Source organism: Pseudomonas sp. 313 (assembly GCF_000316965.1).
Taxonomy (GTDB): domain Bacteria; phylum Pseudomonadota; class Gammaproteobacteria; order Pseudomonadales; family Pseudomonadaceae; genus Chryseomonas; species Chryseomonas benzopyrenica.
The window spans coordinates 157,139-181,950 of record NZ_ANBZ01000024.1; the positions used below are offsets into that span (position 1 = coordinate 157,139).

Annotated in this window: 22 protein-coding genes and 1 pseudogene; 12 read left to right on the top strand and 11 right to left on the bottom strand. The window is 64.1% G+C overall.

Annotated features, from left to right (window positions below; all coding sequences use genetic code 11):
- The first annotated feature begins 141 nt into the window (after positions 1-141).
- Positions 142-2,316, top strand: coding sequence for a malate synthase G (locus tag C722_RS0104175; protein ID WP_017639295.1), 2,175 nt, complete (start codon positions 142-144; stop codon positions 2,314-2,316).
- A 182-nt stretch (positions 2,317-2,498) separates the two neighbouring features.
- On the opposite strand, the gene C722_RS0104180 is transcribed toward C722_RS0104175, so the two are convergent.
- On the bottom strand, positions 2,499-3,491 hold the full coding sequence (locus tag C722_RS0104180) for an Abi family protein (RefSeq protein WP_017639296.1): 993 nt from the start codon (positions 3,489-3,491) through the stop codon (positions 2,499-2,501).
- Between the two features lie 304 nt (positions 3,492-3,795).
- On the opposite strand from C722_RS0104180, the gene rpoZ reads away from it, so the two are divergent.
- The 3 genes from rpoZ (at position 3,796) to C722_RS0104195 (ending at position 6,830) form a co-directional block, all read left to right on the top strand.
- Positions 3,796-4,068: a DNA-directed RNA polymerase subunit omega gene (gene rpoZ / locus C722_RS0104185; RefSeq protein ID WP_017639297.1), complete on the top strand. Its 273-nt coding sequence runs from the start codon at positions 3,796-3,798 to the stop codon at positions 4,066-4,068.
- Between the two features lie 3 nt (positions 4,069-4,071).
- Complete coding sequence (gene spoT / locus C722_RS0104190) at positions 4,072-6,231, top strand: bifunctional GTP diphosphokinase/guanosine-3',5'-bis pyrophosphate 3'-pyrophosphohydrolase (RefSeq protein WP_017639298.1); 2,160 nt, start codon at positions 4,072-4,074, stop codon at positions 6,229-6,231.
- Between the two features lie 218 nt (positions 6,232-6,449).
- On the top strand, positions 6,450-6,830 hold the full coding sequence (locus tag C722_RS0104195) for a RidA family protein (protein WP_017639299.1): 381 nt from the start codon (positions 6,450-6,452) through the stop codon (positions 6,828-6,830).
- Positions 6,831-7,124: 294 nt separating this feature from the next.
- On the opposite strand, the gene katE is transcribed toward C722_RS0104195, so the two are convergent.
- Positions 7,125-9,254 (bottom strand): catalase HPII, encoded by a 2,130-nt coding sequence (gene katE, locus C722_RS0104200; protein ID WP_017639300.1) that lies wholly within the window; start codon positions 9,252-9,254, stop codon positions 7,125-7,127.
- 285 nt (positions 9,255-9,539) lie between these two features.
- Between katE and C722_RS0104205 the strand changes: the two genes are divergently transcribed.
- The 4 genes from C722_RS0104205 to C722_RS0104220 all read left to right on the top strand — a co-directional run bounded on the left by C722_RS0104205 (position 9,540) and on the right by C722_RS0104220 (position 12,899).
- Positions 9,540-10,547, top strand: a complete 1,008-nt coding sequence (locus tag C722_RS0104205; protein WP_017639301.1) for a methionine ABC transporter ATP-binding protein — start codon at positions 9,540-9,542, stop codon at positions 10,545-10,547.
- Positions 10,547-11,212 carry a methionine ABC transporter permease gene (locus C722_RS0104210; RefSeq protein WP_017639302.1) on the top strand — a complete coding sequence of 222 codons (666 nt, stop codon included), beginning with the start codon at positions 10,547-10,549 and terminating at the stop codon, positions 11,210-11,212. The genes C722_RS0104205 and C722_RS0104210 overlap by 1 nt, the downstream gene beginning before the upstream one ends.
- Before the next feature lie 50 nt (positions 11,213-11,262).
- On the top strand, positions 11,263-12,054 hold the full coding sequence (locus C722_RS0104215; protein WP_026083649.1) for a MetQ/NlpA family ABC transporter substrate-binding protein: 792 nt from the start codon (positions 11,263-11,265) through the stop codon (positions 12,052-12,054).
- Between the two features lie 68 nt (positions 12,055-12,122).
- Complete coding sequence (locus tag C722_RS0104220) at positions 12,123-12,899, top strand: MetQ/NlpA family ABC transporter substrate-binding protein (RefSeq protein ID WP_017639304.1); 777 nt, start codon at positions 12,123-12,125, stop codon at positions 12,897-12,899.
- A gap of 51 nt (positions 12,900-12,950) precedes the next feature.
- Here C722_RS0104220 and C722_RS0104225 read toward each other — a convergent pair whose 3' ends face one another.
- From C722_RS0104225 to C722_RS0104235, 3 genes are all read right to left on the bottom strand, one after another.
- Positions 12,951-13,226 carry a helix-turn-helix domain-containing protein gene (locus C722_RS0104225; RefSeq protein WP_017639305.1) on the bottom strand — a complete coding sequence of 92 codons (276 nt, stop codon included), beginning with the start codon at positions 13,224-13,226 and terminating at the stop codon, positions 12,951-12,953.
- On the bottom strand, positions 13,223-14,548 hold the full coding sequence (locus tag C722_RS24600; RefSeq protein WP_026083650.1) for a type II toxin-antitoxin system HipA family toxin: 1,326 nt from the start codon (positions 14,546-14,548) through the stop codon (positions 13,223-13,225). Before C722_RS24600 ends, C722_RS0104225 begins: the two co-directional genes overlap by 4 nt.
- A 98-nt stretch (positions 14,549-14,646) precedes the next feature.
- Positions 14,647-15,795 carry an MFS transporter gene (locus C722_RS0104235; protein ID WP_017639308.1) on the bottom strand — a complete coding sequence of 383 codons (1,149 nt, stop codon included), beginning with the start codon at positions 15,793-15,795 and terminating at the stop codon, positions 14,647-14,649.
- Positions 15,796-15,969: 174 nt separating this feature from the next.
- Here C722_RS0104235 and C722_RS0104240 point away from each other — a divergent pair, with 174 nt between their 5' ends.
- Positions 15,970-16,137, top strand: coding sequence for a rubredoxin (locus tag C722_RS0104240; RefSeq protein WP_007161456.1), 168 nt, complete (start codon positions 15,970-15,972; stop codon positions 16,135-16,137).
- An 88-nt stretch (positions 16,138-16,225) separates the two neighbouring features.
- On the opposite strand, the gene C722_RS0104245 is transcribed toward C722_RS0104240, so the two are convergent.
- The 3 genes from C722_RS0104245 to C722_RS0104255 all read right to left on the bottom strand — a co-directional run bounded on the left by C722_RS0104245 (position 16,226) and on the right by C722_RS0104255 (position 19,389).
- Complete coding sequence (locus C722_RS0104245; RefSeq protein WP_017639309.1) at positions 16,226-16,501, bottom strand: HU family DNA-binding protein; 276 nt, start codon at positions 16,499-16,501, stop codon at positions 16,226-16,228.
- Between the two features lie 423 nt (positions 16,502-16,924).
- On the bottom strand, positions 16,925-18,472 hold the full coding sequence (locus C722_RS0104250) for a SulP family inorganic anion transporter (protein ID WP_017639310.1): 1,548 nt from the start codon (positions 18,470-18,472) through the stop codon (positions 16,925-16,927).
- Between the two features lie 209 nt (positions 18,473-18,681).
- Complete coding sequence (locus tag C722_RS0104255; protein WP_017639311.1) at positions 18,682-19,389, bottom strand: carbonic anhydrase; 708 nt, start codon at positions 19,387-19,389, stop codon at positions 18,682-18,684.
- Positions 19,390-20,058: 669 nt separating this feature from the next.
- Between C722_RS0104255 and C722_RS26915 the strand changes: the two are divergent.
- Positions 20,059-20,829 (top strand): annotated as a pseudogene (locus C722_RS26915) (MCP four helix bundle domain-containing protein); the annotation flags it as partial.
- Entirely contained in the window at positions 20,821-21,684 is an 864-nt protein-coding gene (locus tag C722_RS26920) for a methyl-accepting chemotaxis protein (RefSeq protein ID WP_371099768.1), read from the top strand. The pseudogene C722_RS26915 and the gene C722_RS26920, both read left to right, overlap by 9 nt.
- Positions 21,685-21,726: 42 nt before the next feature.
- Here the strand turns inward: C722_RS26920 and C722_RS26640 are convergent, their stop codons facing one another.
- The 3 genes from C722_RS26640 to gloA form a co-directional block, all read right to left on the bottom strand.
- Positions 21,727-21,849 carry a hypothetical protein gene (locus C722_RS26640; RefSeq protein WP_017639313.1) on the bottom strand — a complete coding sequence of 41 codons (123 nt, stop codon included), beginning with the start codon at positions 21,847-21,849 and terminating at the stop codon, positions 21,727-21,729.
- Positions 21,850-22,006: 157 nt separating this feature from the next.
- The gene (locus C722_RS0104270) at positions 22,007-23,617 is read right to left on the bottom strand and encodes a methyl-accepting chemotaxis protein (protein WP_256204523.1); all 1,611 of its coding nucleotides are present in this window, start codon (positions 23,615-23,617) and stop codon (positions 22,007-22,009) included.
- 214 nt (positions 23,618-23,831) lie between these two features.
- On the bottom strand, positions 23,832-24,356 hold the full coding sequence (gloA, locus tag C722_RS0104275; RefSeq protein ID WP_017639315.1) for a lactoylglutathione lyase: 525 nt from the start codon (positions 24,354-24,356) through the stop codon (positions 23,832-23,834).
- A gap of 247 nt (positions 24,357-24,603) precedes the next feature.
- Between gloA and C722_RS0104280 the strand changes: the two genes are divergently transcribed.
- Entirely contained in the window at positions 24,604-24,795 is a 192-nt protein-coding gene (locus tag C722_RS0104280; RefSeq protein WP_026083651.1) for a CsbD family protein, read from the top strand.
- Positions 24,796-24,812: the final 17 nt, after the last annotated feature.

Below are 24,812 nucleotides of genomic sequence, written 5' to 3' on the forward strand. Positions count from 1 at the left end.
GGCTGTGTTGAAAACCGCCTCGGAATGCTCATTTACCCTTCGTAAACTCCGCTTCCTCGGCTGTTTTCGCCTTGCCTGGCTCTAGCTCGCGAGATCGTGGACAGGCTTCCATTTAATTTTCATGTCTCAAGGAAAGCCATCATGACCGACCGCACTACCCTGGGCCGCCTGCAGGTGGCCACCGAGCTGCAGCGCTTCATCGACGCGGAGGTGCTGCCCGGCACCGGACTCGACACCGCCGCCTTCTGGTCGGGCGTGGACGCGCTGGTGCACGAGCTGGCACCGCGCAATCGGGAGCTGCTGGCCGAGCGTGATCGCCTGCAGACGGAGCTGGACAACTGGCACAGCGCCCATCCCGGTCCGGTCACCGATCTGTCCGCCTACCAGAGCTTTCTGGAAAGCATCGGCTATCTGCAGCCGGTGCCCGGTCAGGTGCAGGCCTCGACCTCCGGCGTCGATCGTGAAATCGCCGAGCAGGCAGGTCCGCAGCTGGTGGTGCCGGTGCTCAACGCCCGCTACGCCCTGAACGCCGCCAATGCCCGCTGGGGCTCGTTGTATGACGCCCTCTACGGTACCGACGCCCTGCCCGAAACCGATGGCGCCGAGCGCGGCAAGGGCTACAACCCTACCCGCGGCGCCAAGGTAGTGGCCTTCGCCCGCCAGGTGCTGGACGGCGTGGCCCCCCTGGCCGGCGGTTCGCACCGGGACGCTACCGCCTACCGGGTGCAGGACGGTCGCCTGGTGGTGGACCTCAAGAGCGGCACCAGCGAACTGGCCGATCCGGCGGCCTTCGTCGGCTACCAGGGCGACGCCGCCGCGCCGTCCGCGGTGCTCTTGCGCCACAACGGCCTGCACCTGGAGATCCAGATCGACCGCGACAGCGCCATCGGCAAGACCGACGCCGCCGGGGTCAAGGATCTGCTCATGGAGGCCGCGGTCAGCACCATCATGGACCTGGAAGATTCCATCGCCGCGGTGGATGCCGCCGACAAGGTGCTGGCCTATCGCAACTGGTTGGGCCTGATGAAGGGCGACCTGGCAGAAGAAGTGAGCAAGGCTGGCGAGACCTTTACCCGCCGCCTCAACCCCGACCGCGAGTACCAGGGCGCCGACGGTCAGCCACTGACCCTGCACGGTCGCTCGCTGCTGTTCATCCGCAACGTCGGCCACCTGATGACCAATCCGGCGGTGCTGCTGGAAGACGGTCGCGAGATCCCCGAAGGCATCCTCGACGCCCTGGTCACCGTGACCATCGCCATGCACGACCTCAAGCGCCAGGGCAATTCCCGCAGCGGCTCGGTGTACATCGTCAAACCCAAGATGCACGGCCCGGCCGAGGTGGCCTTCGCCGTGCAGCTGTTCGACCGCGTCGAGGCCCTGTTGGGGCTGCCGGCCAACACCGTCAAGCTGGGCATCATGGACGAGGAGCGCCGCACCAGCGTCAACCTCAAGGCCTGCATCGCCGCCGCCGCGGCGCGGGTGGCCTTCATCAACACCGGCTTCCTCGACCGCACCGGTGACGAGATGCACACCGCCATGCTGGCCGGGCCCATGCTGCGCAAGGGCGACATGAAGACCTCGAAGTGGATCACCGCTTACGAGCGCAACAACGTGCTGGTCGGCCTGGCCTGTGGCCTGCGTGGCAAGGCGCAGATCGGCAAGGGCATGTGGGCCATGCCCGACCTGATGGCGGCCATGCTGGAACAGAAGATCGGTCATCCCAAGGCCGGCGCCAACACCGCCTGGGTACCGTCGCCCACCGCCGCCGTGCTGCATGCCCTGCATTACCACCAGGTCAACGTCCAGCAGGTGCAGCAGGAGCTGGAACGCAGCGACGTCGACGCCGCCCGCGGCGAATTGCTCGCCGGGCTGCTCAGCGTGCCGGTGGCCGAGTCGCCGGACTGGTCCGCCGAAGCCATCCAGCAGGAACTGGACAACAATTGCCAGGGCATCCTCGGCTACGTGGTGCGCTGGGTCGACCAGGGCGTGGGCTGCTCCAAGGTGCCCGACATCCATGATGTCGGCCTGATGGAAGACCGCGCCACCCTGCGCATCTCCAGCCAGCACATCGCCAACTGGCTGCACCATGGCGTGGTCAGCGCCGAACAGGTGGACGAGACGCTGCAGCGCATGGCCAAGGTGGTGGACGGCCAGAACGCCGGCGATGCGCTCTATGAGCCCATGGCCGGCCACTTCGACAGCTCCTACGCCTATCGCGCCGCTCGCGACCTCATCTTCAAGGGCCGCGAGCAGCCCAGCGGCTACACCGAGCCGCTGCTGCACGCCTGGCGATTGAAGAAGAAAGCGGGGGCTTGAGAGGTATGATTCCCAACGCTCGGACGTAGCTTGCGGAGCGAGCGTTGTGCCCTTGATCCAGAGCTGTAGGCGCCGGCTTGACGGACCTCAGGTCGTTCCCTAGTATGGATCCCAACACGGCCCCTCTCGGCTGACTCACCTAGGTGATGACGCTGCTGAGGGGTTTTTTATTGCCTGCGTTTTTACCAGTCGGTTTCCCAGCCAGGCTGGGCTCCCATGCCTGCGATGTTCAGGCCCAGGTGCGACAGCTCTGGAAAACTCAGCAGATGCGCCTTGATTCGCTGTGACCACGTTGACCGAGGATTCACGACGTCCAGAAGATGACGTGTCATACACAGCAGTAGATAGCAACGCGCCAGAGCATGCGCATTGCCTATGAAAGGCTGTGCCCAAGCCGCCTCGGCCAGAGAGGGCAATTTCGGCTGATCAATGATGTTGCGATTCCACAGTCGGCTATGGTGTGCGCACACATTGCGTAGATAGTTGAGACTACGTAACCAGGACGAGAAGATCCGACCGTTCGATAGCCCATACTTGGCTGCGATGGCGTCCTGTTCGGTCTCTTGCAGACCACTGTACAGCGTGGACATCGTGCCGAAATCCCAGACTTCCGCCGCTATCCAGATCGGCAAGGGCAATCCGTATTTGTCCTTGCAATGCCTGATGAAGTCTTCCCTGGAGCGAGCGATCAGTTTGGCGTGCCGTCCCAGCCAATCGTGGTGGCGGCTAAGGCCGGTTCTAGGATCGAGCTTGCTGCTGAAGTCGGCGTGCAATAGTTCGGGGCGCAAGTAGGCAAAGGCGTCTTGGGCTCCGAGACAGTAGGCAATGTCGACTCTCAATCCGACTTCGATGCGCTCCAGTGCATCCAGCGTCAGTAAGCGTAACTTCTTGTCGAACACATAGAGGTCGACGGCATTCTGAAAGGTGGCTCCGACCTTGAAATCATCCAGCGTCAAGGTGGTGACCTTGAGTTTTTGTGGCTTCTTACCTTTATCAAGCAACACCAGGGCACCGCTTCGCTCTCGAAACGCATACCAGTAGCCGCTCAAGCGGTAATAGCCGATTCGGCCCAGGTAGTTGAGCGCCAGTGTTCTATCAGTGACGGTCAGACCACGTCGAATCAATTGATCCAGCTGGTCATCCAGACTCATCCATGGTTTGGCGTATGCCGACATTGATCCATTCCTTTCGATCAGAACGCTATGCAGAGTCTTAGCAAATAGCATCTATCCCGGGCGGCGCGATCCCTCGGGCCTTTTCGGAGAGCGCTCAAGGAGAGGTGTTCTGCGAGTACAAGAAAAGCTTGGAATACGTTAGCGATCCCGCGGCTCAGACAGAAGCCCTTTGCTTTGGGCGGATCCTCTACCGGAACGTCGACAACCGCTGGCCCTCCGACCACCGCCTCTTCCCTTGCCACTGGCGAATTTTTATACTATCGGGTCCCCCGTTCCCGGGATCATCATCGCCACGAGGAAGACCATGGCCCGCGTTACTGTCGAAGACTGCCTGGACAACGTAGACAACCGATTCGAGCTGGTCATGCTCGCCACCAAGCGCTCGCGCCAGCTGGCCACCGGCGGCAAGGAGCCCAAGGTACCGTGGGACAACGACAAGCCCACCGTCGTCGCCCTGCGCGAGATCGCCGAAGGCCTGGTCGACGAGGAAGTCATCCGTCTGGACGACATCGTTGAAGAAGAGCCGCTGTTCGCCGCCTTCGAAGTCAACGACGAAGCGGACGGCGAGGCCCTCTAAGCCATGGCCGCCGAGCCTGCCTATGGTGACGTCCGCCCGACCGGCATCGACCTGCTGGCCGAGCGTCTGGCGGACTACCTGACCCCCGACCAGGTCAATCTGGTCCGGCGGGCCTATTACTACGCCGAGCAGGCTCACGACGGGCAGCGCCGCCGCAGCGGCGAGCCCTATGTCACCCATCCGCTGGCCGTCGCCAACATCCTCGCCGACATGCACATGGACCATCAGAGCCTGATGGCGGCCATGCTGCACGACGTGATCGAGGACACCGGCATCGCCAAGGAAGCCCTCGCCGGCCAGTTCGGCGAGACGGTGGCGGAGCTGGTGGACGGGGTCAGCAAGCTGACCCAGATGAAGTTCGAGACCAAGGCCGAGGCCCAGGCGGAGAACTTCCAGAAGATGACCATGGCGATGTCCAAGGACATCCGCGTCATCCTGGTCAAGCTGGCCGACCGGCTGCACAACATGCGCACCCTGGACGCCATGCCGCCGGACAAGAGCCGGCGCATCGCCAAGGAAACCCTGGAAATCTACGCGCCCATCGCCAACCGGCTGGGCATGCACGATTTCTACGTGGAATTCGAGGACCTGGGTTTCCGCGCCATGCACCCGATGCGCGCCGAGCGCATCCAGCGGGCGGTCAAGACCGCGCGGGGCAATCGCCGCGAGATCCTCGGCAAGATCCAGGAATCCCTGGCCAACTGCCTGGCCCGTGACGGCCTGGACGGTGAGGTGGTCGGGCGCGAAAAGCACCTGCACAGCATCTACCAGAAGATGCGCGGCAAGCGTAAGTCGTTCAACGAGATCATGGACGTCTACGGCTTCCGCATCATCGTCGACAAGGTCGACACCTGCTACCGGGTGCTAGGCGCGGTGCACAATCTCTACAAGCCGTTCCCGGGGCGCTTCAAGGACTACATCGCCATCCCCAAGGCCAACGGCTACCAGTCCCTGCACACCACCCTGTTCGGCATGCACGGCGTGCCCATCGAGATCCAGATCCGCACCCGCGAGATGGAAGAAATGGCCAACAACGGCATCGCCGCCCATGGCCTGTACAAGGCCGGGGGCGACGAGCCGCGCGCCAGCCACCTGCGCGCGCGCCAGTGGGTGAAGGGCATCCTCGAGTTGCAGCAACGTGCGGGCAACTCCCTGGAATTCATCGAGAACGTGAAGATCGACCTCTTTCCCGACGAGGTCTACGTCTTCACCCCCAAGGGCCGCATCATGGAGCTGCCCAAGGGCTCCACGGCCGTGGATTTCGCCTATGCGGTGCACACCGATGTGGGCAACAGCTGCATCGCCTGTCGCATCAATCGTCGCCTGGCGCCGCTGTCGCAGCCGCTGGGCAGCGGCGAGACGGTGGAGATCGTCACTGCGCCCGGCGCTCGGCCCAATCCGGCCTGGCTTAACTTCGTGGTCACCGGCAAGGCACGCACCAATATCCGCCATGCGCTCAAGCAGCAGCGTCGCTCCGAGTCCATCAGCCTCGGCGAGCGGCTGCTGAACAAGGCGCTATCCGGCTTCGGAACCCAGCTGTCGAAGATCTCGCCGATGCGCATCCTCTCGGTGCTGGGCGAGTACAAGGGCGTGGTGCTGGAAGACCTGCTCGAAGAGATCGGCCTGGGCAATCGCATGGCCTATGTGGTGGCGCGGCGCCTGGTGTCCGGCAGCGAGCAGGAAGAGCCGCTGGAACCCCAGGCCAGTACCACGCCCCAGGGGCCGCTGGCCATCCGTGGCACCGAAGGCCTGGTGATCAGCTACGCCAAGTGCTGCACGCCGATTCCGGGCGACCCCATCGTCGGCCACCTCTCGGCCGGCAAGGGCATGGTGATCCACCTGGAAAACTGTCGGAACATCGCCGAATTCCGGCACAACAGCGAAAAATGCATCGTGCTCAACTGGGCCAAGGACGTCACCGGCGAATTCAGCGTCGAGTTGCGCGTCCAGCTGGAGCACCAGCGCGGCCTGATCGCCATGCTGGCCAACAACGTCACCGCCGCGGACGCCAACGTCGAGAAGATCGGCATGAATGAGCGCGACGGCCGAGTCAGCGTGGTTCAGCTGGTGGTCAGCGTGCGCGATCGCGTACACCTGGCGCGGGTGATCAAGAAGCTGCGGACGCTCAAGGGCGTGGCCGGTATTACTCGGGTTCGCAGCTGAGAACCTGCTCACGATCTGCTGCGCGTCGGCCAAACGGCGTTGAAAATGCCCTGGAAGGCCAGCCCCGTCGGAATGCTCATTTACCACTCGTAAACTCCGCTTCCTCAGGCATTTTCGCCTTGTTTGTCTCTAGCTCGCGCAATCGTGAACAGGTTCTGAGGTTGCAGTGGGTCGCCACGGGCTTGCAGAATCGAGCCTTTCCCGCACAGGAGCGACCCATGAGCAAGCAAGTGATCCACACCGACAAGGCGCCTGCCGCCATTGGTACCTATTCCCAGGCGATCAAGGTCGGTGACACCGTCTATCTCTCCGGGCAGATCCCGCTCAATCCCACCAGCATGGAGCTGGTAGACGGCTTCGAGGCCCAGGTGGTCCAGGTGTTCGAGAACCTCAAGTCCGTGGCCGAAGCCGCCGGTGGTTCGCTGGCTGACATCGTCAAGCTGAACATCTTCCTGATCGACCTTTCGCACTTCGCCACCGTCAATGAGATCATGGGTCGCTACTTCCAGCCGCCGTATCCCGCCCGCGCCGCCATCGGCGTAGCCGCGCTGCCCAAGGGCTCCCAGGTGGAAATGGACGGGGTGCTGGTGCTGGGTTGACCCTGCGCAGGACCCGTAGGTTGGGCTGAGCGCAGCGAAGCGAAGCCCAACAATAAGCGCGCTGATGGCTCGCCTTGTTGGGCTTCGACGATGGAGCCGTCTCAACCCAACCTACGAAGGTAGGGACGCATTGCGGCCGTGCCGGTGCGCCGTGACGACCGCTCCTACAGCAGCATCAATCTTCTGTAGGAGCGGCCCATGGCCGCGATGGCCTAAATGGGCAACGATCGCGATAGCCCCAAAAGAAAAAAGCCGACCGTCTCGCGACGGTCGGCTTTTTCATGCCTGCCCGAATCAGGCCGGGATGGACTTGATCTTCGGCATCCGCGCCCAGCAACGGTGCTTGGCGATGGCGGCGAAGAAGTCCTGCTGCACCGCCTTGAAGTCGCTGCCGGTGAGCAGTGCCTCGTCAGGGCTCAGGTAGACCGCCTTGAGCAGCTGCTCGGCTTCGCCGGTGAGGGCGATGGCCTTGAGGTGCTTGTAGGCTTCCAGCAGGTAGTGCTTGATCACGCCGTCGTCGAGCATGGCCTTGACGCTCTCGGCGCCGCCCGGCACATAGACCGCGTCCAGGGCTACCGAAGGCATGCCCTCGGCCGAGCCGTCCACGGCCACTTCACTGCCATCGGCGGCCTTGACCGGGCCGGCGGTGGGGCCGAGCACCTTCACATGGGCGCCTTCGGCCTTGAGTGCCTGCTTGATGGCGTCCACTTCACTGGCGATGACGCCGTCACCCACCAGTACCGCCACCTTGAAGCCCTTGATGTTGCCGGACAGCAGGTTGAGCTGGCTCAGTGCCGGCGACTTGTCGATGGAGATCTGGCGCGGTTGCACGGTGGGTGCGGTGGGCGGCGTCACGCCGATCTTCTTGGCGACCTTCTGCGCCAGGTCCAGATCGATGTTGGCGAGGATCTCGTTGACCTGACGCTCACGGATCCACATGCGCTCGACCTTGCCCAGCTCGAAGCTGTAGGCATCGGCGACGTGGGCCTGCTCGGCTTCCGACAGGCTGTTGTAGAACAGCGTGGCCTGGGAGAAGTGGTCGCCGAAGGACTCGCTGCGCTCGCGCACCCTGTAACCGTCGATGCGCTCGTAATAGCTCTCGAAGCCGCCATCCTGGGGTGCTGGCGGGGTTTCCTTGGGCCAGCCACCGTCGATGGAGTTGGGCTCGTAGGAGGCACGGCCTTTGTCGATGGTCATGCGGTACTTGGCGTCACGCTGGCCATTGTGGTTCGGCACCACCGGGCGGTTGACCGGCAGTTCATGGAAGTTCGGCCCACCGAGGCGGCTGATCTGGGTGTCGGTGTAGGAGAACAGCCGACCCTGCAGCAGGGGGTCGTTGCTGAAGTCGATACCGGGCACGATGTGGCCGGGGCAGAAGGCCACCTGCTCGGTTTCGGCGAAGTAGTTGTCCGGGTTGCGGTTGAGCACCAGCTTGCCCAGGGGCGTGATGGGTACCAGCTCTTCGGGAATGATCTTGGTGGCGTCGAGGATGTCCCAGTCGAACTTGTGCTCGTCTTCCTCGGGGATGATTTGCACGCCGAACTCCCACTCGGGATAGTCACCGGCCTCGATGGCTTCCCAGAGGTCGCGGCGGTGGGCATCGGTGTCCTTGCCCGCCAGCTTCTGGGCTTCGTCCCACACCAGGGAACGCACGCCACCGGCGGGTTTCAGGTGGATCTTGACGAAGACGCCCTTGCCGGCGGTATTGATCATGCGGAAGGTGTGGATGCCAAAGCCCTGCATGCTGCGCAGGTTCACCGGGATGGCACGGTCGGTCATGGTCCAGAGCACCATGTGCGCCGACTCGGGCACCAGGGAGACGAAGTCCCAGAAGGTGTCGTGGGCGCTGCCGCCGGTGGGGATCTCGTTGTGCGGCTCGGGCTTCACCGCATGGACGAAGTCGGGAAACTTGATGGCGTCCTGGATGAAGAAGACCGGCATGTTGTTGCCGACCATGTCCCAGTTGCCTTCCTCGGTGTAGAACTTGATGGCGAAGCCGCGCACGTCACGCACGGTATCGCCCGAGCCACGCGGGCCCTGCACGGTGGAGAAGCGCACGAACACCGGGGTCTGGTGGTTGGGGTCGCGGAAGAGGGCGGCCTTGGTCAGGTCGGACCAGTCCTGGTAGGGCTGGAAATAGCCATAGGCGCCGGTGCCGCGGGCATGGACGATGCGCTCCGGGATGCGCTCGTGGTCGAAGTGGGTGATCTTCTCCCGCATGATGAAGTCTTCGAGCAGGGAGGGTCCGCGGGTGCCGGCGCGCAGCGAATTCTGGTTGTCGGCGATCTTCACGCCGTGGTTGGTGCGCAGTGCCTGGCCGGTGGCATCGGAGCGGAACTGCTCCAGTTGCTCGAGTTTCTTCGAAGTGTTCTGGCGATCCAGGGTATCGGTACCGGCGAGTTCACTCTTGGGGGGCGTAGCCATGGAAAGTCCTCATCAGGCGCCTGTAGGGCGCTCTTTGCGTCCCCTACGGAATGTGGGGCGAATTCAGGCAGTCCTCTAGTGACTCGCGGTCCAGAGCCGGTGTTCCGTTTGGCTGATGCGAAGCGACGGGCTGTGCGCCTGGCGCTTGGTCATTGTCTGGGCTGGCCATATGCCTTTATTGGCGTAATACCCGACAACAAGTGCTAAGCAGATATAAGCGCGCACGTTAAACTGCACGGCTGGATCACCATCCTGTTGTCTGACGTTACCCACAAGGTTTTTCCATTGATCGAATTCCACGCTGTCCACAAGACGTACCGCACGCGCGGTCGCGAGGTCGCGGCGCTCCTGCCGGTCGACCTGAGGATCGAAGCCGGCGAGATCTTCGGCCTGATCGGCCATTCGGGGGCCGGCAAGAGCACCCTGCTGCGCCTGATCAACCGCCTCGAAGCCCCCAGTGGCGGTCGCCTGCAGGTCGATGGCGCCGAGGTCACCACCCTTGGCGCGAGCGAGCTGCGCGATTTCCGCCGCCGCATCGGCATGATCTTCCAGCATTTCAACCTGCTCTCGTCCAAGACCGTGGCGGCCAACGTGGCCATGCCGCTGGAACTGGCCGGCGGCCGTTCGCGGGCGCAGATCGCCCAGCGGGTCGAGGAGCTGCTGGCGCGGGTCGGGCTGTCCGACCAGGCGCGCAAGTACCCGGCGCAACTGTCCGGCGGCCAGAAGCAGCGCGTCGGCATCGCCCGCGCCCTGGCCACCGAGCCGAAGATCCTGCTCTGCGACGAGGCCACCAGCGCCCTCGATCCCCAGACCACCGCCCAGGTGCTGCAACTGCTGGCCGAGCTCAATCGCGAACTGGGCCTGACCATCGTGCTGATCACCCACGAGATGGACGTGATCCGCCGCGTCTGCGACCGCGTCGCCGTGCTCGACGGCGGCGCCGTGGTGGAGCAGGGCACCGTGGCCGATGTCTTCCTGCATCCGCAGCACCCCACCACCCGCCGCTTCGTGTTCGAAGCCGAGCACCAGGACGAGGCCGAACTGGCCGACGCCTATGCCCATGTCGAAGGGCGCATCCTGCGCCTGACCTTCCGCGGCGAAGCCACCTATGCACCGCTGCTGGGCCATGTTGCCCGGGAGACCGGTGTGGACTACAGCATTCTCGGCGGTCGCATCGACCGCATCCGGGACGAGCCCTATGGCCAGCTCACCATCGCCCTGGTGGGCGGTGACCTGGACGCCGCCCTGGCTCGCTTCCAGGCCGCCGACGTCACCGTGGAGGTCCTGCGCTGATGGACGAACTATTCAGCAACATCGACTGGGCCGAGATCTGGCAGGCGACCCAGGACACCCTGGCCATGCTCGGCTGGTCCATGCTCTTCACCCTGATCCTCGGCCTGCCGCTGGGCGTGCTGCTGTTTCTCACCAGCCGCCGCCAGTTGCTGGAGCAGCCGCTGGTCTACGGCATCCTCTCCTTCGTGGTCAATGTGCTGCGCTCGGTGCCCTTCATCATCCTGCTGATCCTGATGATCCCCATCACGGTCTGGCTGATCGGCACCTCCCTGGGCGTCGAGGGCGCCATCCCGCCGCTGGTGGTGGGCGCCGCGCCCTTCTTCGCCCGGCTGGTGGAAACCGCCCTGCGCGAGGTCGACCGCGGCATCATCGAGGCGACCCAGGCCATGGGCGCCAGTCTCTGGCAGATCGTCACCCGCACCCTGTTGCCCGAGGCCCTGCCCGGGCTGATCGCGGCCACCACCGTTACCGCCATCGCCCTGGTGTCCTACACCGCCATGGCCGGGGTGATCGGCGGCGGCGGCCTCGGCGATCTGGCCATCCGTTTCGGCTACCAGCGCTTCCAGACCGACGTCATGGTGGTCACGGTGCTCTTGCTGCTGGTGCTGGTCCAGGTACTGCAGATGGTCGGCGATCGCCTCGTCGCCCATTTCAGTCGTCGTTGATTCAGGCTTCATCCACTCGAAGGTTTTGCACAAGGAAAATCCAGATGTCGCTGAAACGTACCCTGCTGTCCCTGGCCTTCGGCCTGGGTGTCGCCACCGCCGCCCAGGCCGCCCAGGCCGCCGAGACCCTGACCGTCGCGGTCAATCCGGTTCCCCATGCGGAGATCCTGGAATTCATCAAGCCGCAGCTGGCCAAGGAAGGCGTGGACCTGAAGATCAAGGTCTTCACCGACTACATCCAGCCCGATCGCCAGACCGATCAGAAGCAGGTGGATGCCAACTACTTCCAGACCAAGCCCTATTACGCCAGCTACCAGAAGAGCAACCCGAGCAGCGACCAGGTGCCGGTGGTGGCGGTGCACGTCGAGCCCTTCGGTGCCTATTCGCAGAAGATCAAGGACATCAAGGAGCTCAAGGACGGCGCCACCGTGGCCATCCCCAACGATCCGAGCAACTCCGGTCGCGCGCTGCTGCTGATCGCCAAGCAGGGCCTGATCACCCTCAAGGATCCGAGCAACGTCACCGCCACCCCGCGTGACGTCGTCGAGAATCCCAAGCACCTGAAGTTCAAGGAGCTGGAAGCCGCGACCCTGCCGCGGGTGCTGAACCAGGTCGACCTGGCGCTGATCAACGCCAACTATGCCCTGGAAGCCAAGCTGGTGCCGACCAAGGACGCCCTCTTCATCGAGAGCGGCGAGTCGCCCTACGCCAACCTGCTCTATACCCGCGCCGACAAGGCCAATGATCCGGCCATCCAGAAGCTGGCCAAGGCCCTGACCACCCCCGAGGTGAAGCAATTCATCGAGAAGAAGTACCAGGGCGCCGTCGTGCCCGCCTTCTGAGCCTTAGCTCCACCGCCGTCGACGCCCGCAGAGGCGCCGACGGTTCCACCCCGCTTTAGGAAACTGCCATGAAGAAATTGCTCGCCACCGCCGCCCTGCTGGCCGCCAGCCTGACCGCCCACGCCGCCGAGACCCTCAGCGTCGCCGCCACCCCGGTGCCCCACGCCGAGATCCTCGAATTCGTCAAACCCCAGCTGGCCAAGGAAGGGGTGGACCTGCAGATCAAGGTCTTCACCGACTATGTGCAGCCCAACCTGCAGGTGGCCCAGAAGCGCCTGGACGCCAATTTCTTCCAGCACCAGCCCTACCTGGATGAATTCAACAAGAGCCGTGGCACCGACCTGGTGACCGTCGCCCAGGTGCACGTCGAGCCTTTCGGCATCTACTCGCAGAAGATCAAGAAGCTCGACGAAGTCCGCGAAGGCGCCATCGTGGCCATCCCCAGCGACGCCACCAACGGCGGTCGCGCCCTGCTGCTGCTGGAGAAGGCTGGGCTGATCACGCTCAAGGACAGCGCCAACATCCTCGCCACGCCCAAGGACATCGCCGAGAATCCCAAGAAGCTCAAGTTCAAGGAGCTGGAAGCCGCGACCCTGCCGCGCGTGCTGAATCAGGTCGACCTGGCGCTGATCAACACCAACTACGCCCTGGAAGCCAAGCTCAACCCGACCCAGGACGCCCTGCTGCTGGAAGGCAAGGAATCGCCCTACGCCAATATCCTGGTCGCCCGTCCGGACAACAAGGACAGCGACGCCGTGCAGAAGCTGGCCAAGGCGCTGAACACCCCGGCGGTGAAGCAGTTCATCGAAGAGAAGTACAAGGGTGCCGTGGTGCCCGCGTTCTGATCGTGGTTTGAGATGAAAAACGCCGGCCCAGTGCCGGCGTTTTTCATGGGCTCAATGGCGTTTCAAGGGTACGACACCCATCCCCAGGCCAAAGGGCCGAAAAACCGCCTGTAGCGTCGCCAGCGTGGGATTGCCTTCGTCCTGCTCCAGTTGCCGTAGGGTGCGCAGCGAGATACGGGCCATGCGCGCGAAGTCGGTCTGGGTAAGGCCGGTGATCTCGCGCCGCAGACGTCGGATGCCAGTGCCCAGGCTCAGGCGTCCAGTCTGTAATCCCTCACGGATATTATCCAGCGTACGTTGCCGCCGTTCTTGATCATCAAGACTCATAGCAGCCCTGCCTCGCGCAGATGGCTATCCAGGCGCCGCAGCGGAATTCGCGGATGCTCCCAGGTGGCCTGCGGCAATACCGGCTGCAGCAGGTCCGGCAGAGCACGGAGCACCTCGGCGCTCTTCTTGAGGGCATCCCACAGCCGCTCCGGATCGTCCCATTCGGCCAGTAGCCGACAGGCGGCGTGCCAATCGACAACGCCCGCCTGCTCGACGGGCAGGGGCCATTTGCTGGTTCGGGTGATGCCCTGTTCGTCCATGACCATGGGTGCAAGGTCGTACAGGGGGGTCAGACGAACACCACGCTCATCACGCAGGATGGCGGTATTGCGACCGTGGTTGTCACTGTTGCCCAGCAGTTGATTGAGCAGGTCACGCCGCAGGTAATCATCCAGCAGCGCCGGTATCCCCTGGTCCTGATCGGCTGCACGCCAAACCCTGGTCAGGGCACCAATGGCGTCGAGATGATTCAGATAGCTACCAGGTACCAGGGTGTGAGTCAGCGAATAGAGAGATTCAACGGCCAGACGCTCCACCCCTTGGGGGCTGGTGCGGCGGTCGAAGCGTGGCATCCAGAGGCTGGGGCGTCGGCCTTCTTCCAGGGCGAGTCCGTTTGCGGAAACGGTCTCCAGTCCTAGGGCGTTCAGGGCTTGATAGTAGCAGTGCTCGCTGCGCAGGATGTCTTGGTCCGTGGCGCTAGCTTTGTTGCGTGGAAACTTCACCAGCCAATGTCGGCAGGCCAGGTCATCGCGCAGGGTGGCATCTGGATGGAGCAGGCCCTGAGGATCTTCGGTCAGCAGCAGCTTGGGTGCGTCACCACCCGCGCCGGTTGCACCGCCAAGGGCGGCACCTTGCTCATAGGCATATTCCAGAAAGCCTTGATCGCGAGCGACGACCTGCTCACGGGTAAAGCCCACGGAGGGTGTCTGCGCACGCTCATCTAGCGACTCACGAATCCGCAAATGGCCGATGGGCGCTGGCGTGCAGCGTGATAACAACCGAAAGTCGGTCTGAGTGGCTTCCGCTGCGCTCAGCCCAAGGCGAGGTAGCAGAAAACGGCGAGCGGCGCCGGCCGGGAGAATGTCATGGAGAAACGCCGGCCAATGGGACAGTCGCTCGACTTCCCAGCTCAAAGGCAGATTAGCGCTCACTGCGGCAGCTGTGGGCTTGCCGAAATCGTCGAGATGATCGCTCAGGTAGGCAGCCAGATAGCTGAGGGTGCAGGCGCCTTGTTGGGGACCTTGCCTCGGATCATCAAAAACCAAGCGTAAGGCATCCTGCCAACGCCCGGTCAGATAGGTTTGAACCACCAGCGCACTCACGGACGACCTCCGGCAATATACTGCCGGTAGTATGGGTCCTTAGCGCACTATCGGCAATATAATGCCAAAATCGCGACTCTAAGAACTGCGTTTGGGCATTAAATTGCCGTTTCTGCTGTGACCGGCGCGCTACCTCGGCGCCCAACGATCACCAGCAATACCGCGGCGCCGGCCGCCATCAGCAGCGGCAGGGCATGGCCGGTGAGCCATTGGCTGGCAGCGCCGGTGACCAGCGGACCGACCAGGCAACCGAGGCCCCAGAGTTGGGCGATGCAGGCGTTGGCGCTGACCAGCTCGGCGTCACGGTAGCGCTCGCCCACCAGGATCAGTGCCAGGGTGAAGAGGCCGCCGGCGGTGGCGCCGAACAGCACCAGCAGCGGCCAGACGCCCGGGGTGTGCAGCAGCAGTGGCAAGGCCAGGCTGACCGCCAGCAGCCCCAGGGTGCAGCCTAGGAACAGGCCCTGGCGCGAGAGGCGGTCGGCGAGCAGGCCCAGGGGCAGCTGCAGCAGAGCATCGCCCACCACCACGGCGCTGACCATGTACAGCGCCAGTTGCTGGCCGAAGCCCTGGTTGAGGGCATAGACCGGCAGCAGGGTAAGGATCATCGCCTCGAAGCAGGCGAACAGCGCTACCGCCCAGGCGATGGCCGGAGCGCCGCGGCAGAAATCCAGCAGCGCCTGCCAGGCGGCGGTGTGGCCGCCGGCGGCTGGTGCGCCCTGGCGGCCGAGCAGCAGGGTGGCGCCACCGAGCATGAGCAGGGCGCCCAGCCAGAAGCCCTGGTCACCCTCGGTACCCAGCGCGCCCAGCAGCAGCGGACCGGCCAGTTGGCTCAGGGCGTAGCTGCTGCCGTAGAGGGCCACCAGGCGACCCCGCCAGCGATCGGTGATGACCTGGTTCATCCAGCTTTCGCCCAGCACGAAGATCAGGGTGAGGATGGCGCCGAGCGCCAGGCGCAGAAGCAGCCACAGGGGGTAGCTGGGCAGCAGCGACAGCAGAATCAGCGAGGCGGCACCCGTCACCAGGCATAGCTGCATCAGTCGTGGCGTGCCGACTCGTGAAGCGAGGCGCCCGGCCAGGCTGGCGCCGGTCAGGATGCCAATGGCCGGCGAGGCGGCCATGACACCGATGGCGAAGCTGCCATAGCCCCAGCCCTCCAGGCGCAGCGAGACCAGCGGCATCGACAGGCCGATGGCCAGGCCCACGCTGATGACACTGCCCAGTACGGCGAAATAGATGGCCCAGGGCATGGGGGAGGGTGAGGAAGTCATGGGCTTAGCCTAGCGGATGAACGCGGACGACGGACAGTCGCCAAGAGCCGCTATAGAGCCACCGGCAGCGGCCTGGGTTCTGGCACGGTTGGCCTTTGCCAGGCTTTCGCGTAGCGTGCGCGCTACCTGAAGCCGGTTGAGAGATAACAGAACATGCGGAAATGGCAGTGCATCGTGTGCGGCTATATCTATGACGAAGCCCTGGGCTGGCCGGACGACGGCATCGCTCCCGGAACGCGCTGGGAAGATGTGCCCGAGGATTGGTTGTGCCCGGATTGCGGCGTGGGCAAGGGTGACTTCGAGATGATCGCCATCGGCTGATCGGCTCCGCGTGCGCCACGCGGACACAAAAAAGGCATCGCACGAGCGATGCCTTGTGGCTGCAGCGGCCATCCCTGCCGCCTCATCCTCAGCCTTCGATGCTGTCCTTCAGTGCCTTGCCCGGCTTGAACGCCACCGTGTTGCTCGCACGAATCTTGACCGGCTCGCCGGTCTGGGGATTCTTCCCCATGCGAGCACCGCGGTGACGCGGCAGGAAGGTACCGAAGCCGACCAGCGTCACGCTGTCCTTGCGGTGCAGCGCATTCGCGATCTCGTCCAGCAGCGTGTTGAGCACGACGTTGGCTTGTTCCTTAGGAAGTCCGACTTTTTCTGCAATCACAGTCGCCAATTCAGGCTTGCGCATAGCTACCTCTCGTGGAGTCATTTTTAGCCGTGTGGGCGTCGCATGGCTTTCCTGGCAAAGCGATTACCCCCGGGATAGAGGGTGGCCCGACACAAAGATCGTTGGTGCGACAAAAGTCGAACCAGATAGCGTTATAAGGCAAAGCCGAGAAGAGCGAAAGTTAATTAGCAGACTATTAGCCGTTGGTAGGATGACTGACCCCGGCTTCGGCCTTTATCCGCTGATTTGCGCACTATTTGTGGACAGATTGTCCACAATATGACCAATGGCGAGGCCGTCCAGATTTTAGCGAGATGCTCTGGCAAGCCACTGTTGGGTCGAATGGAGCGTCTTGATGTCAAGGCGTCTTTGCATCATTTCGTTACCAAAACGGCCGGATGGCGGAGCGACCAGAAGGCTCCGCCATCGCTAGCAAACCGGCGCCTAGGTCGACATCACCGTTTGCCCGGCGGAGGCCTGACCTTCCAGGCGCCGCTCCAGTGCCTTGGGCTCGATCACCAGGCGCATGCCATTGCTGGCCTGAGTGCGGCCCCAGTCTTCCAGCAGCTCCATGCAGGCGTGGTCGATATAGGAGACGCGTTCCAGGGGCACATGCAGGGTGGTGCCCGGCTTGACCTGCTCCAGCACCTTGGTCAGCTGGGGCACGCGCAGGAAGGTCGCGGCGCCCACCAGGCGTAGGTCGGCCTGGTCCGGCTGGTCTTCGCGATAGGTCAGGCTGACCTTGAGCTGTGCCGCCTTGACCGCCAGGAAGGCGATCGACAGACCGAAGCCCACCAGCACCCCGGTCAGCAGATCGGTGGCGACGATCATCAGCGCGGTCAGGGCATAGATGGCCATGGGCGCGCGGCCATAGCGCTTGAGTCCGGTCAGCGATTTGGGATCGGCCAGCTTGACGCCGGTGAACACCAGTACGCCGGCCAGGCTCGCCACCGGTACCAGCTTGAGCACGAAGGGCAGGGCGGCGACGAAGGCCAGCAGCCATAGGCCGTGGAAGATGGTGGAGGCGCGACTGGTGGCGCCGGCCTGGACATTGGCCGAGCTGCGCACTATGACGCCGGTCATGGGCAGCGCCCCGACGGCGCCGCAGAGCAGGTTACCGATGCCCTGGGCACCCAGTTCGCGGTCGAAGTGCGAGCGCGGCCCGTTGTGCATGCGGTCCACCGCGGCGGCCGAGAGCAGGGTCTCGGCACTGGCGATGAAGGCCAGGGCGAGGGCGGCTACCACCAGCTCGGCGTTGGCCAGCATGGCAAGATCGGCGAAGGTCACCCAGTCGATGGCATCGGCCAGGTTGTTGGGCACTTCGACCCGGCGGATGTCCAGCGCCAGCCAAAGACTGGCCAGGGTCGCCAGGGTCACGCCGATCAGCGCGCCGGGCAGGAAGCGTAGCGGCTGTGGGCGGAATTTCTCCCACAGCCACATGCTGGCGATGGTCAGCAGGCCGATCAGCGCCGCCTGGGCGCCGCTGCCACTGCCGTTCCACTGGCCGGCCGCGGTGAGGGCGGCGCCCGGGAAGGCCAGCAGATTGGACAGGCCCGACGCCGCTGGTTTGGCGTCCAGCATGACGTGCAGCTGCGAGAGCACGATGAGGATGCCGATGCCCGCGAGCATGCCGTAGACCACCGCTGGCGAGGTGACGCGGAACCAGGCACCCAGCCGGGTGAGACCGGCGACGAGCTGCATGAGACCGGCCAGTAGCAGTACCGGGCCCAGGGCCTCGAGGCCGTGCCGGTTGATCAGGTCGAACACCAGCACCACCAGGCCGGCGGCCGGACCACTGACCTGCAGCGGCGAGCCGGCGAGAAAGCCGACCACCAGGCCACCGATGATGCCGGTGATGATGCCCTTGGCCGGTGGCATGCCGGAGGCGATGGCGATCCCCATGCACAGCGGCAGGGCGACCAGAAACACTACGAGTGAGGCCAGGGCGTCGCGCGACAGGTTGCGCCCCGGGGTCTGTTGATTGCCAAGCATGGTCCTGGTCCTCCAGCGACTAGGAAAAAGGTGCCCGCGCGTCATATCACGTCATATGACACGGTGCGGGATTTAGGCGGCTAGCGGAAAGGGTGGGCGATCCCGATGGAGCCCCAGGTGGGATCGTCCGGCGCGGTGCGCTGTTATAGGGACGGGTCCAGGGACCCGTCTCCGGGCGGCCAGCCGGCGAACCGGATGACCGCGGTGGATCAGGCCTGCTGCAGGCGCGGACGCGGGGTGGCGACTGGCATGTTTTCGCCATCCAGGGGCAGGAAGCGTTCCTGCTGGGCGTCGTAGGCCTTGATCTCGCTGGTCTCGATGGAATAGACCCAGCCGTGGATCTGCAGCTGACCACTGGCCAGACGCGAAGCCACCGAGGGGTGGGTGCGCAGGTGTACCAGCTGGGCCACTACGTTTTCCTCGGTCAGGAAACCCAAGGTGCCGCCGTGGCCGCAGTCGCAATGGCTATGGTCTTCGACCACGGTACGGGCGACCTCGGCATGGCGCAGCCAGACCTTTACCGTCGGCATCTTTTCCAGCGGATCGGGATTGAGTACGGCTTTCATGGCGCCGCAGTCGGAGTGGCCGCAGATGATGATGTGCTTCACGCCCAGGGCTACGACCGCGTATTCGATGGCGGTGGAGACGCCGCCGTTCATCTGGCCGTAGGGGGGGACCACGTTGCCGACGTTACGGGTCACGAACAGATCGCCTGGCGAACTCTGGGTGATCAGTTCCGGGACGATGCGCGAGTCGGCGCAGGTGATGAACATGGCCTTGGGCGACTGTGCACTGGCGAGTTTCTTGAACAGCGCTTCCTGTTCGGGAAAGACATCCTGGCGGAAACGCTTGAAACCATCGACCAGCTGCAGGAGGGCCTCGTCGGGTGCGCCGAAGGTATCCGTGTTGTCGCTCATCTGTTTCTGACCTCTCTCAAGTACGCAATGGCAGCGGCAAGCGCTGGTTAGTGGCTAGACGCCCCCTGGCATCGCTTCGATACGCCCCGGCCATCTCGGGCTCTGGTGGCTTCATTTTCCGGCAATCCATCGCGTAGTCGGGCGGTGTCCTGGCACCCGGTGTCGCATCTTGGTGAACACAACCTTAATCCACGCTGAAACAATAGCTCGTGACCGACAACGCAGAAGATATTTCAAACTAATACTGAGATCATCCCGCCATTATCGCGACATGATCAGTGCATTTAGCCCTTTTATCGACACGAACCCTGCATTTCGCCACCGGATCACGCTTTTCCCCGTGAAGAAAATGTAAATCGCGATAGCCGAACAGATTTCCTTGATGATCAGTGGCTTGCGAAAGATGTGCAAAAATGTGAACACAATGCCGCTGGTGGAGATTGCTCGCCTTTCTCCCGCTTTGCATCCAGCCTGTGATCTGCGGCACAGTGCCGCAGCCTAGACCTTTCGCCAGCCTTTCAATAGCTCCAATGCCCTATGAGACAAGGGTTTGGTGGCTTTGCTCGACGCATGCTCCTGCAAGCCGTCCGCATCCAGGTCGATAATTGGCCTCAGGATCTGCCGCCAGCGGTCGATAGGGGAACTTTCCAGGCTCAACGGAAACTCTCCATGTCCTTTCGCAACCTCTCCATCGCGCGGCGCGCCACGCTCGGTTTCGCCTTTATCGGTCTGCTCCTGCTGCTGCTCGGCGGCACCGCCCTGGTCAAGATGAACGATATCCGCGCCTCGGGCCTGGCCATCGAAGAACGCGCCATGCCGCGCGTGGCCGCCCTCGACGAGCTGACCGCCCTGACCCTGCGCCTGCGGGTGCTCTCCTATCGTCTGCTGCTCAATCGCGAGCCGGAGATCATCGCCAAGACCCAGGCCTTGTTCCAGCAGCGCAACGGCCAGATGCGCGCCGCCCAGCAGCGCTACGAGGCCTTGATCCAGTCCGCCGAAGAACGCACCGCCTACGGTCGCTACGGCCAGTTGATCGCCCAGTACGACGGTCTGCAGCAGCGCATGCTGGCGTTTTCCGCCGCCGATCAGCTGGAGCCCCTGCGCCGGCTGCTCAACGAAGACCTGCTGGCCAACTCCGATGCGGTCAATGGCGTGCTCAAGCAACTCACCGACCTGGTGGATCAGCAGACCGCCGCCGCCAACGCCCAGTCCGCTGCCGACTATAGCCATGCCATCCAGTGGCTGGTGCTGCTGCTGGCGGCCACTGCGCTGCTGACCGTGGTCTTCGCCTGGCTGCTGATCCGCAGCATCACCCAGCCCATCGCCCGGGCCGTGCGGGCGGCCGAGGTGATCGCCACCGGCGACCTCAGCGAAGAGATCCACAGCGAAGGCCGCGACGAGGCCGCGCGCCTGCTGCAGGCCATGAAAACCATGCAGGGCCAGCTGCGCCAGACCCTGCAGGGCATCCTTGGCTCGGCCACCCAGCTCGCCTCGGCAGCGGAAGAACTCAATGCGGTGACCGATGAATCCAGTCGCGGTCTGCAACGCCAGAACGCCGAGATCGAACAGGCCGCCACCGCGGTGAACCAGATGTCATCGGCGGTGGACGAGGTGGCGCGCAACGCCGTCAACACCTCCCAGGCGTCCCAGGAGTCGGCCGGTGTGGCCCGTGATGGCCGCGATCTGGTGCAGGAAACCGTGGGCGCCATCGCCACCATGAGCGAGGATGTCCAACACGGCGCCACCCTGGTGGGCGATCTGGCGGTCCAGGTCAACGACATCGGCAAGGTGCTGGATGTGATCCGCAGCGTGGCCGAACAGACCAACCTGCTGGCGCTCAACGCCGCCATCGAGGCGGCGCGCGCCGGCGAGGCCGGTCGTGGCTTCGCAGTGGTGGCCGACGAGGTGCGGGCGCTGGCCCATCGCACCCAGGAATCGACCCGCGAGATCGAGACCTCCATCGGCACCATCCAGCAGGGTACCGATCAGGCGGTGGCGGCGATGCGCAGCAGCACCGAGCGCGCCCAGTCCACTCTGGAAGTGGCGCGCGGTGCCGGCCATGCCCTGGAGCGCATCCATGGCGCCATCGGCGGCATCAACGAACGTAACCTGGTCATCGCCAGCGCGGCGGAAGAGCAGGCCCAGGTCGCCCGCGAGGTGGATCGCAACCTGGTGAACATTCGCGAGTTGTCGGTCCAGACCGCGGCGGGTGCCGAGCAGTCCAGCGCCGCCAGCGCCGAGCTGTCGCGCCTGGCCGTGGACCTCAATGGGCTGGTGACGCGCTTCCGCCTGTGACCCTGGCGCGTCCGGTCGCTGTGGTGACCGGACGCTGCGCCACTAGCCGGAACCGAGCAGCTGCAGCACGCCGGTCAACAGCACCAGCAGGCCCAGGGGCGAGGCGAGAACGGACAGCAGCAGGCACCTCAGGCGAGGGCCGCGCGGGGTAGGGCAGGTCGTCATGACGTCAGGCAGCTCCGTAGCGAAAACCGGCGCCACGCTGGGCGCCCGGGGCAATTTTCGCCTGTACCGGCAGCGACGTCATGCCAAGAAAAGGTAAAGATGGGTAAAGCCACCGCTGCCCCGGGATGACTCTTCCCGGGAGCGACGGCGCGCCGGGCTAGACGCGGAAGCGCGCGGCCAGGCTGTGGATCTCGCGGGTCAGCTCGGCGAGCTGGCGACTGGAGGTCTCGATCTGGTCGGCGCCGCGCTTGGACACGCCTGCCAGTTCGCGGATGTTGATCAGGTTGCGATCCACCTCGCGGGCGACCTGGGCCTGCTCCTCGGCGGCGCTGGCAATGACCAGGTTGCGCTCGTTGATATCGCCGATGGCGACAAAGATGTGCTCCAGGCTCTGGCCGGTGCGCTCGGTGGTCTCGAGGGTGGTACCGGCCAGGGTGTTGCTGCGCTGGATGGCGGTTACCGCCTGGCCGGTGCCGGCCTGGATGTTGCCGATCATCTGCTCGATCTCCAGGGTCGACTGGCGGGTGCGCTGGGCCAGGCTGCGCACCTCGTCGGCCACCACGGCGAAGCCACGCCCGGCATCGCCGGCACGGGCGGCTTCGATGGCGGCGTTGAGCGCCAGCAGATTGGTCTGCTCGGAGACCGCGCGGATCACGTCCAGCACCTTGCCGATCTGGTTGGCCTGCTGCGCCAGACTGGCGATCACGGCTTCACTTTCGTTGACCGTGGTCTGCATGCTCTGCAATTCACTGAGGACCTGGGCCACCTGGCCACGACTGCCGGTGGCCAGGCGATCGGATTCGCGGGCGGTATCCGAGGTGGAGGCGGCATTGCGTGCCACCTCTTCCACGGCGGTGGTCATCTCGGTCACCGCGGTCACGGCCTGTTCCAGTTCCTGTTGCTGCTGGTTCAGGGTGCGATTGCTCTGGGCGGTGACCTGGCCCAGTTCCTGGGCGGCGCCGTCGAGTTGCTCGGCGGTGCGATTGAGCTGGGCCAGGGTGTCGCGCTGGCGGCGTTGCAGGGTGGCGAGGCCGGCGAACAGCTGGCCGATCTCGTCATGGCTGCGCACCTCGATGCGGCGGGTCAGATCGCCTTCGCTCATGGCGGCGAAGTGCTCGCCGGCTTCGTTCAACGGGGCCAGCACCCGGCGGGCGATGAACCAGCCGGAGAGCACCGCCAGCAGCAGGGTCAGACCAACCAGTACCAGGGTGCCGATCTCGGCCTGCAGCACGCGGCTGTCGGAGGCGGCCAGGGTGGCGTCGATGCGCCCGGTGATCTCGTCGGTAAAGACCTTGCGAGTGTCGGCGAAGGCGGTGCTGGCGTCCTTGGCGCCATCGCTGATGCGGATGTAGCCCGGCAGATCACCGGCGCGGCAGGCCTTGATCTGATTTTCCACGATGACCTTGTAGGCATCGAAGGCCTTGAGCATGGCATCGATCTGGCCGCGCAACTTGGGCTCGGTGGTGCTGGCCAGCATCTCGGTGATCAGCGTGCGGGCGATGTTCAGGCGTTCCAGCGCCAGCACCGTGCCTTTTTCGGCCTTGGCCGCATCGCCATTGACCCGATCGAGCATGGCGGTATGAGAGTTGGCACTGGCGCGGCTGATCCAGGTGGCGGCGTTGTTGACCTTGTCCAGCTGCTCCATGGTCAGACTATCCAGGTCGCGGATCTGCTGGGCACTGGTCCGGGCGCTGAGCCACCCATACAGGCAAGCCAGCAGCAGGCAGGCGACGAACAGGCTGAGGACGCTGTACATCCCCGTTCGAATTCTTGTTGTTTTTTTTCATGATGGGCTCTCTGAAGACGTCGCTGGCTGGGGTCGCAATACGACTTTGGTAAGGCTATTCGCCAGCAGTACGCCAAAGGCATGAGCAGGCGTCGATGGCTTGGAGCCAGTCGGTATCAGTTAAGCGCCGAAAAGTCGTCGGATGTCTTCAGAAGGGCAGGCAGGGTGGGCCCGACGGACGCCGGGCCCGGAGGGATCAGGACAGCGGGGTGAACTGGATGACTTCGACCCAGTAGCCGTCGGGGTCCTTGATGAAGGCGATTTCCTTCATGCTGCCGTCGGTCAGGCGCTTCTGGAAAGCCACGCCCAACTGCTCGAAACGTTCGCAGGCGGCGCGGATGTCCGGGACCGCCACGCAGGTATGGCCGAAGCCACGCGGATCGCTGTTGCCGTTGTGGTAGCTGAAGGCGGCATCGTTCTCGGTGCCATGGTTGTGGGTCAGCTCGAGAATGCCCGGCGTGGATTTGCGCCAGCGCTGGCGGGCTTCCGGGTCTGTCGGCACCTGGTTGCGATCGACCAGGGCGAGGAAGGTCAGGCTGAATTTGGCGTCCGGAAAGTCCTTGTGATCGACCACGGTGAAACCCAGTACGCGGGTATAGAAGTCCAGCGAGGTCTCCAGGTTCTTGACCCGCAGCATGGTGTGGTTGAAGACGAACTCGCGGGTGGCGGCGTCGGGCTGGGCGGTCACGCCCGGCAGGTTGTCGAATTGGCTCAGCGACATCAGAAGTCTCCATTGAAGGGGTGTGGAATTTGGAGAGGCGGCCCTGCGCAACGTTCCCGCCAAGGGGCGGCGGCTGGGCAATCGCTCACGAAAAAGGGCGGGAAGTCTAAAGGCTTCCAGGGCCGCTGCCCAAAGCTTCCTGAGGCTCCTGGCCGCTACGCTGGGCGACGAGTGGTCGAAACCACCCGGTTAGAGCCGTAGTCGGATTTTACAAGCGCACTGCCTGTGCGATCCCAAGGAGACTGATATGAGCAGCACCAGCGACAAGATCAAGGGTACCGCCAAAGAAGTGGCCGGCAAGGTCAAGCAAGGCGTCGGCGATGCCACCGATAACTCGCGTATGAAAGGCGAGGGTCGTGCCCAGGAAGCCGAAGGCAAACTGCAAAAGAACGTGGGCAAGGGTAAGGAAGCGGTCAAGAACACCATCGACCGCGCCTGAATCCAGCCTCAGTGAAA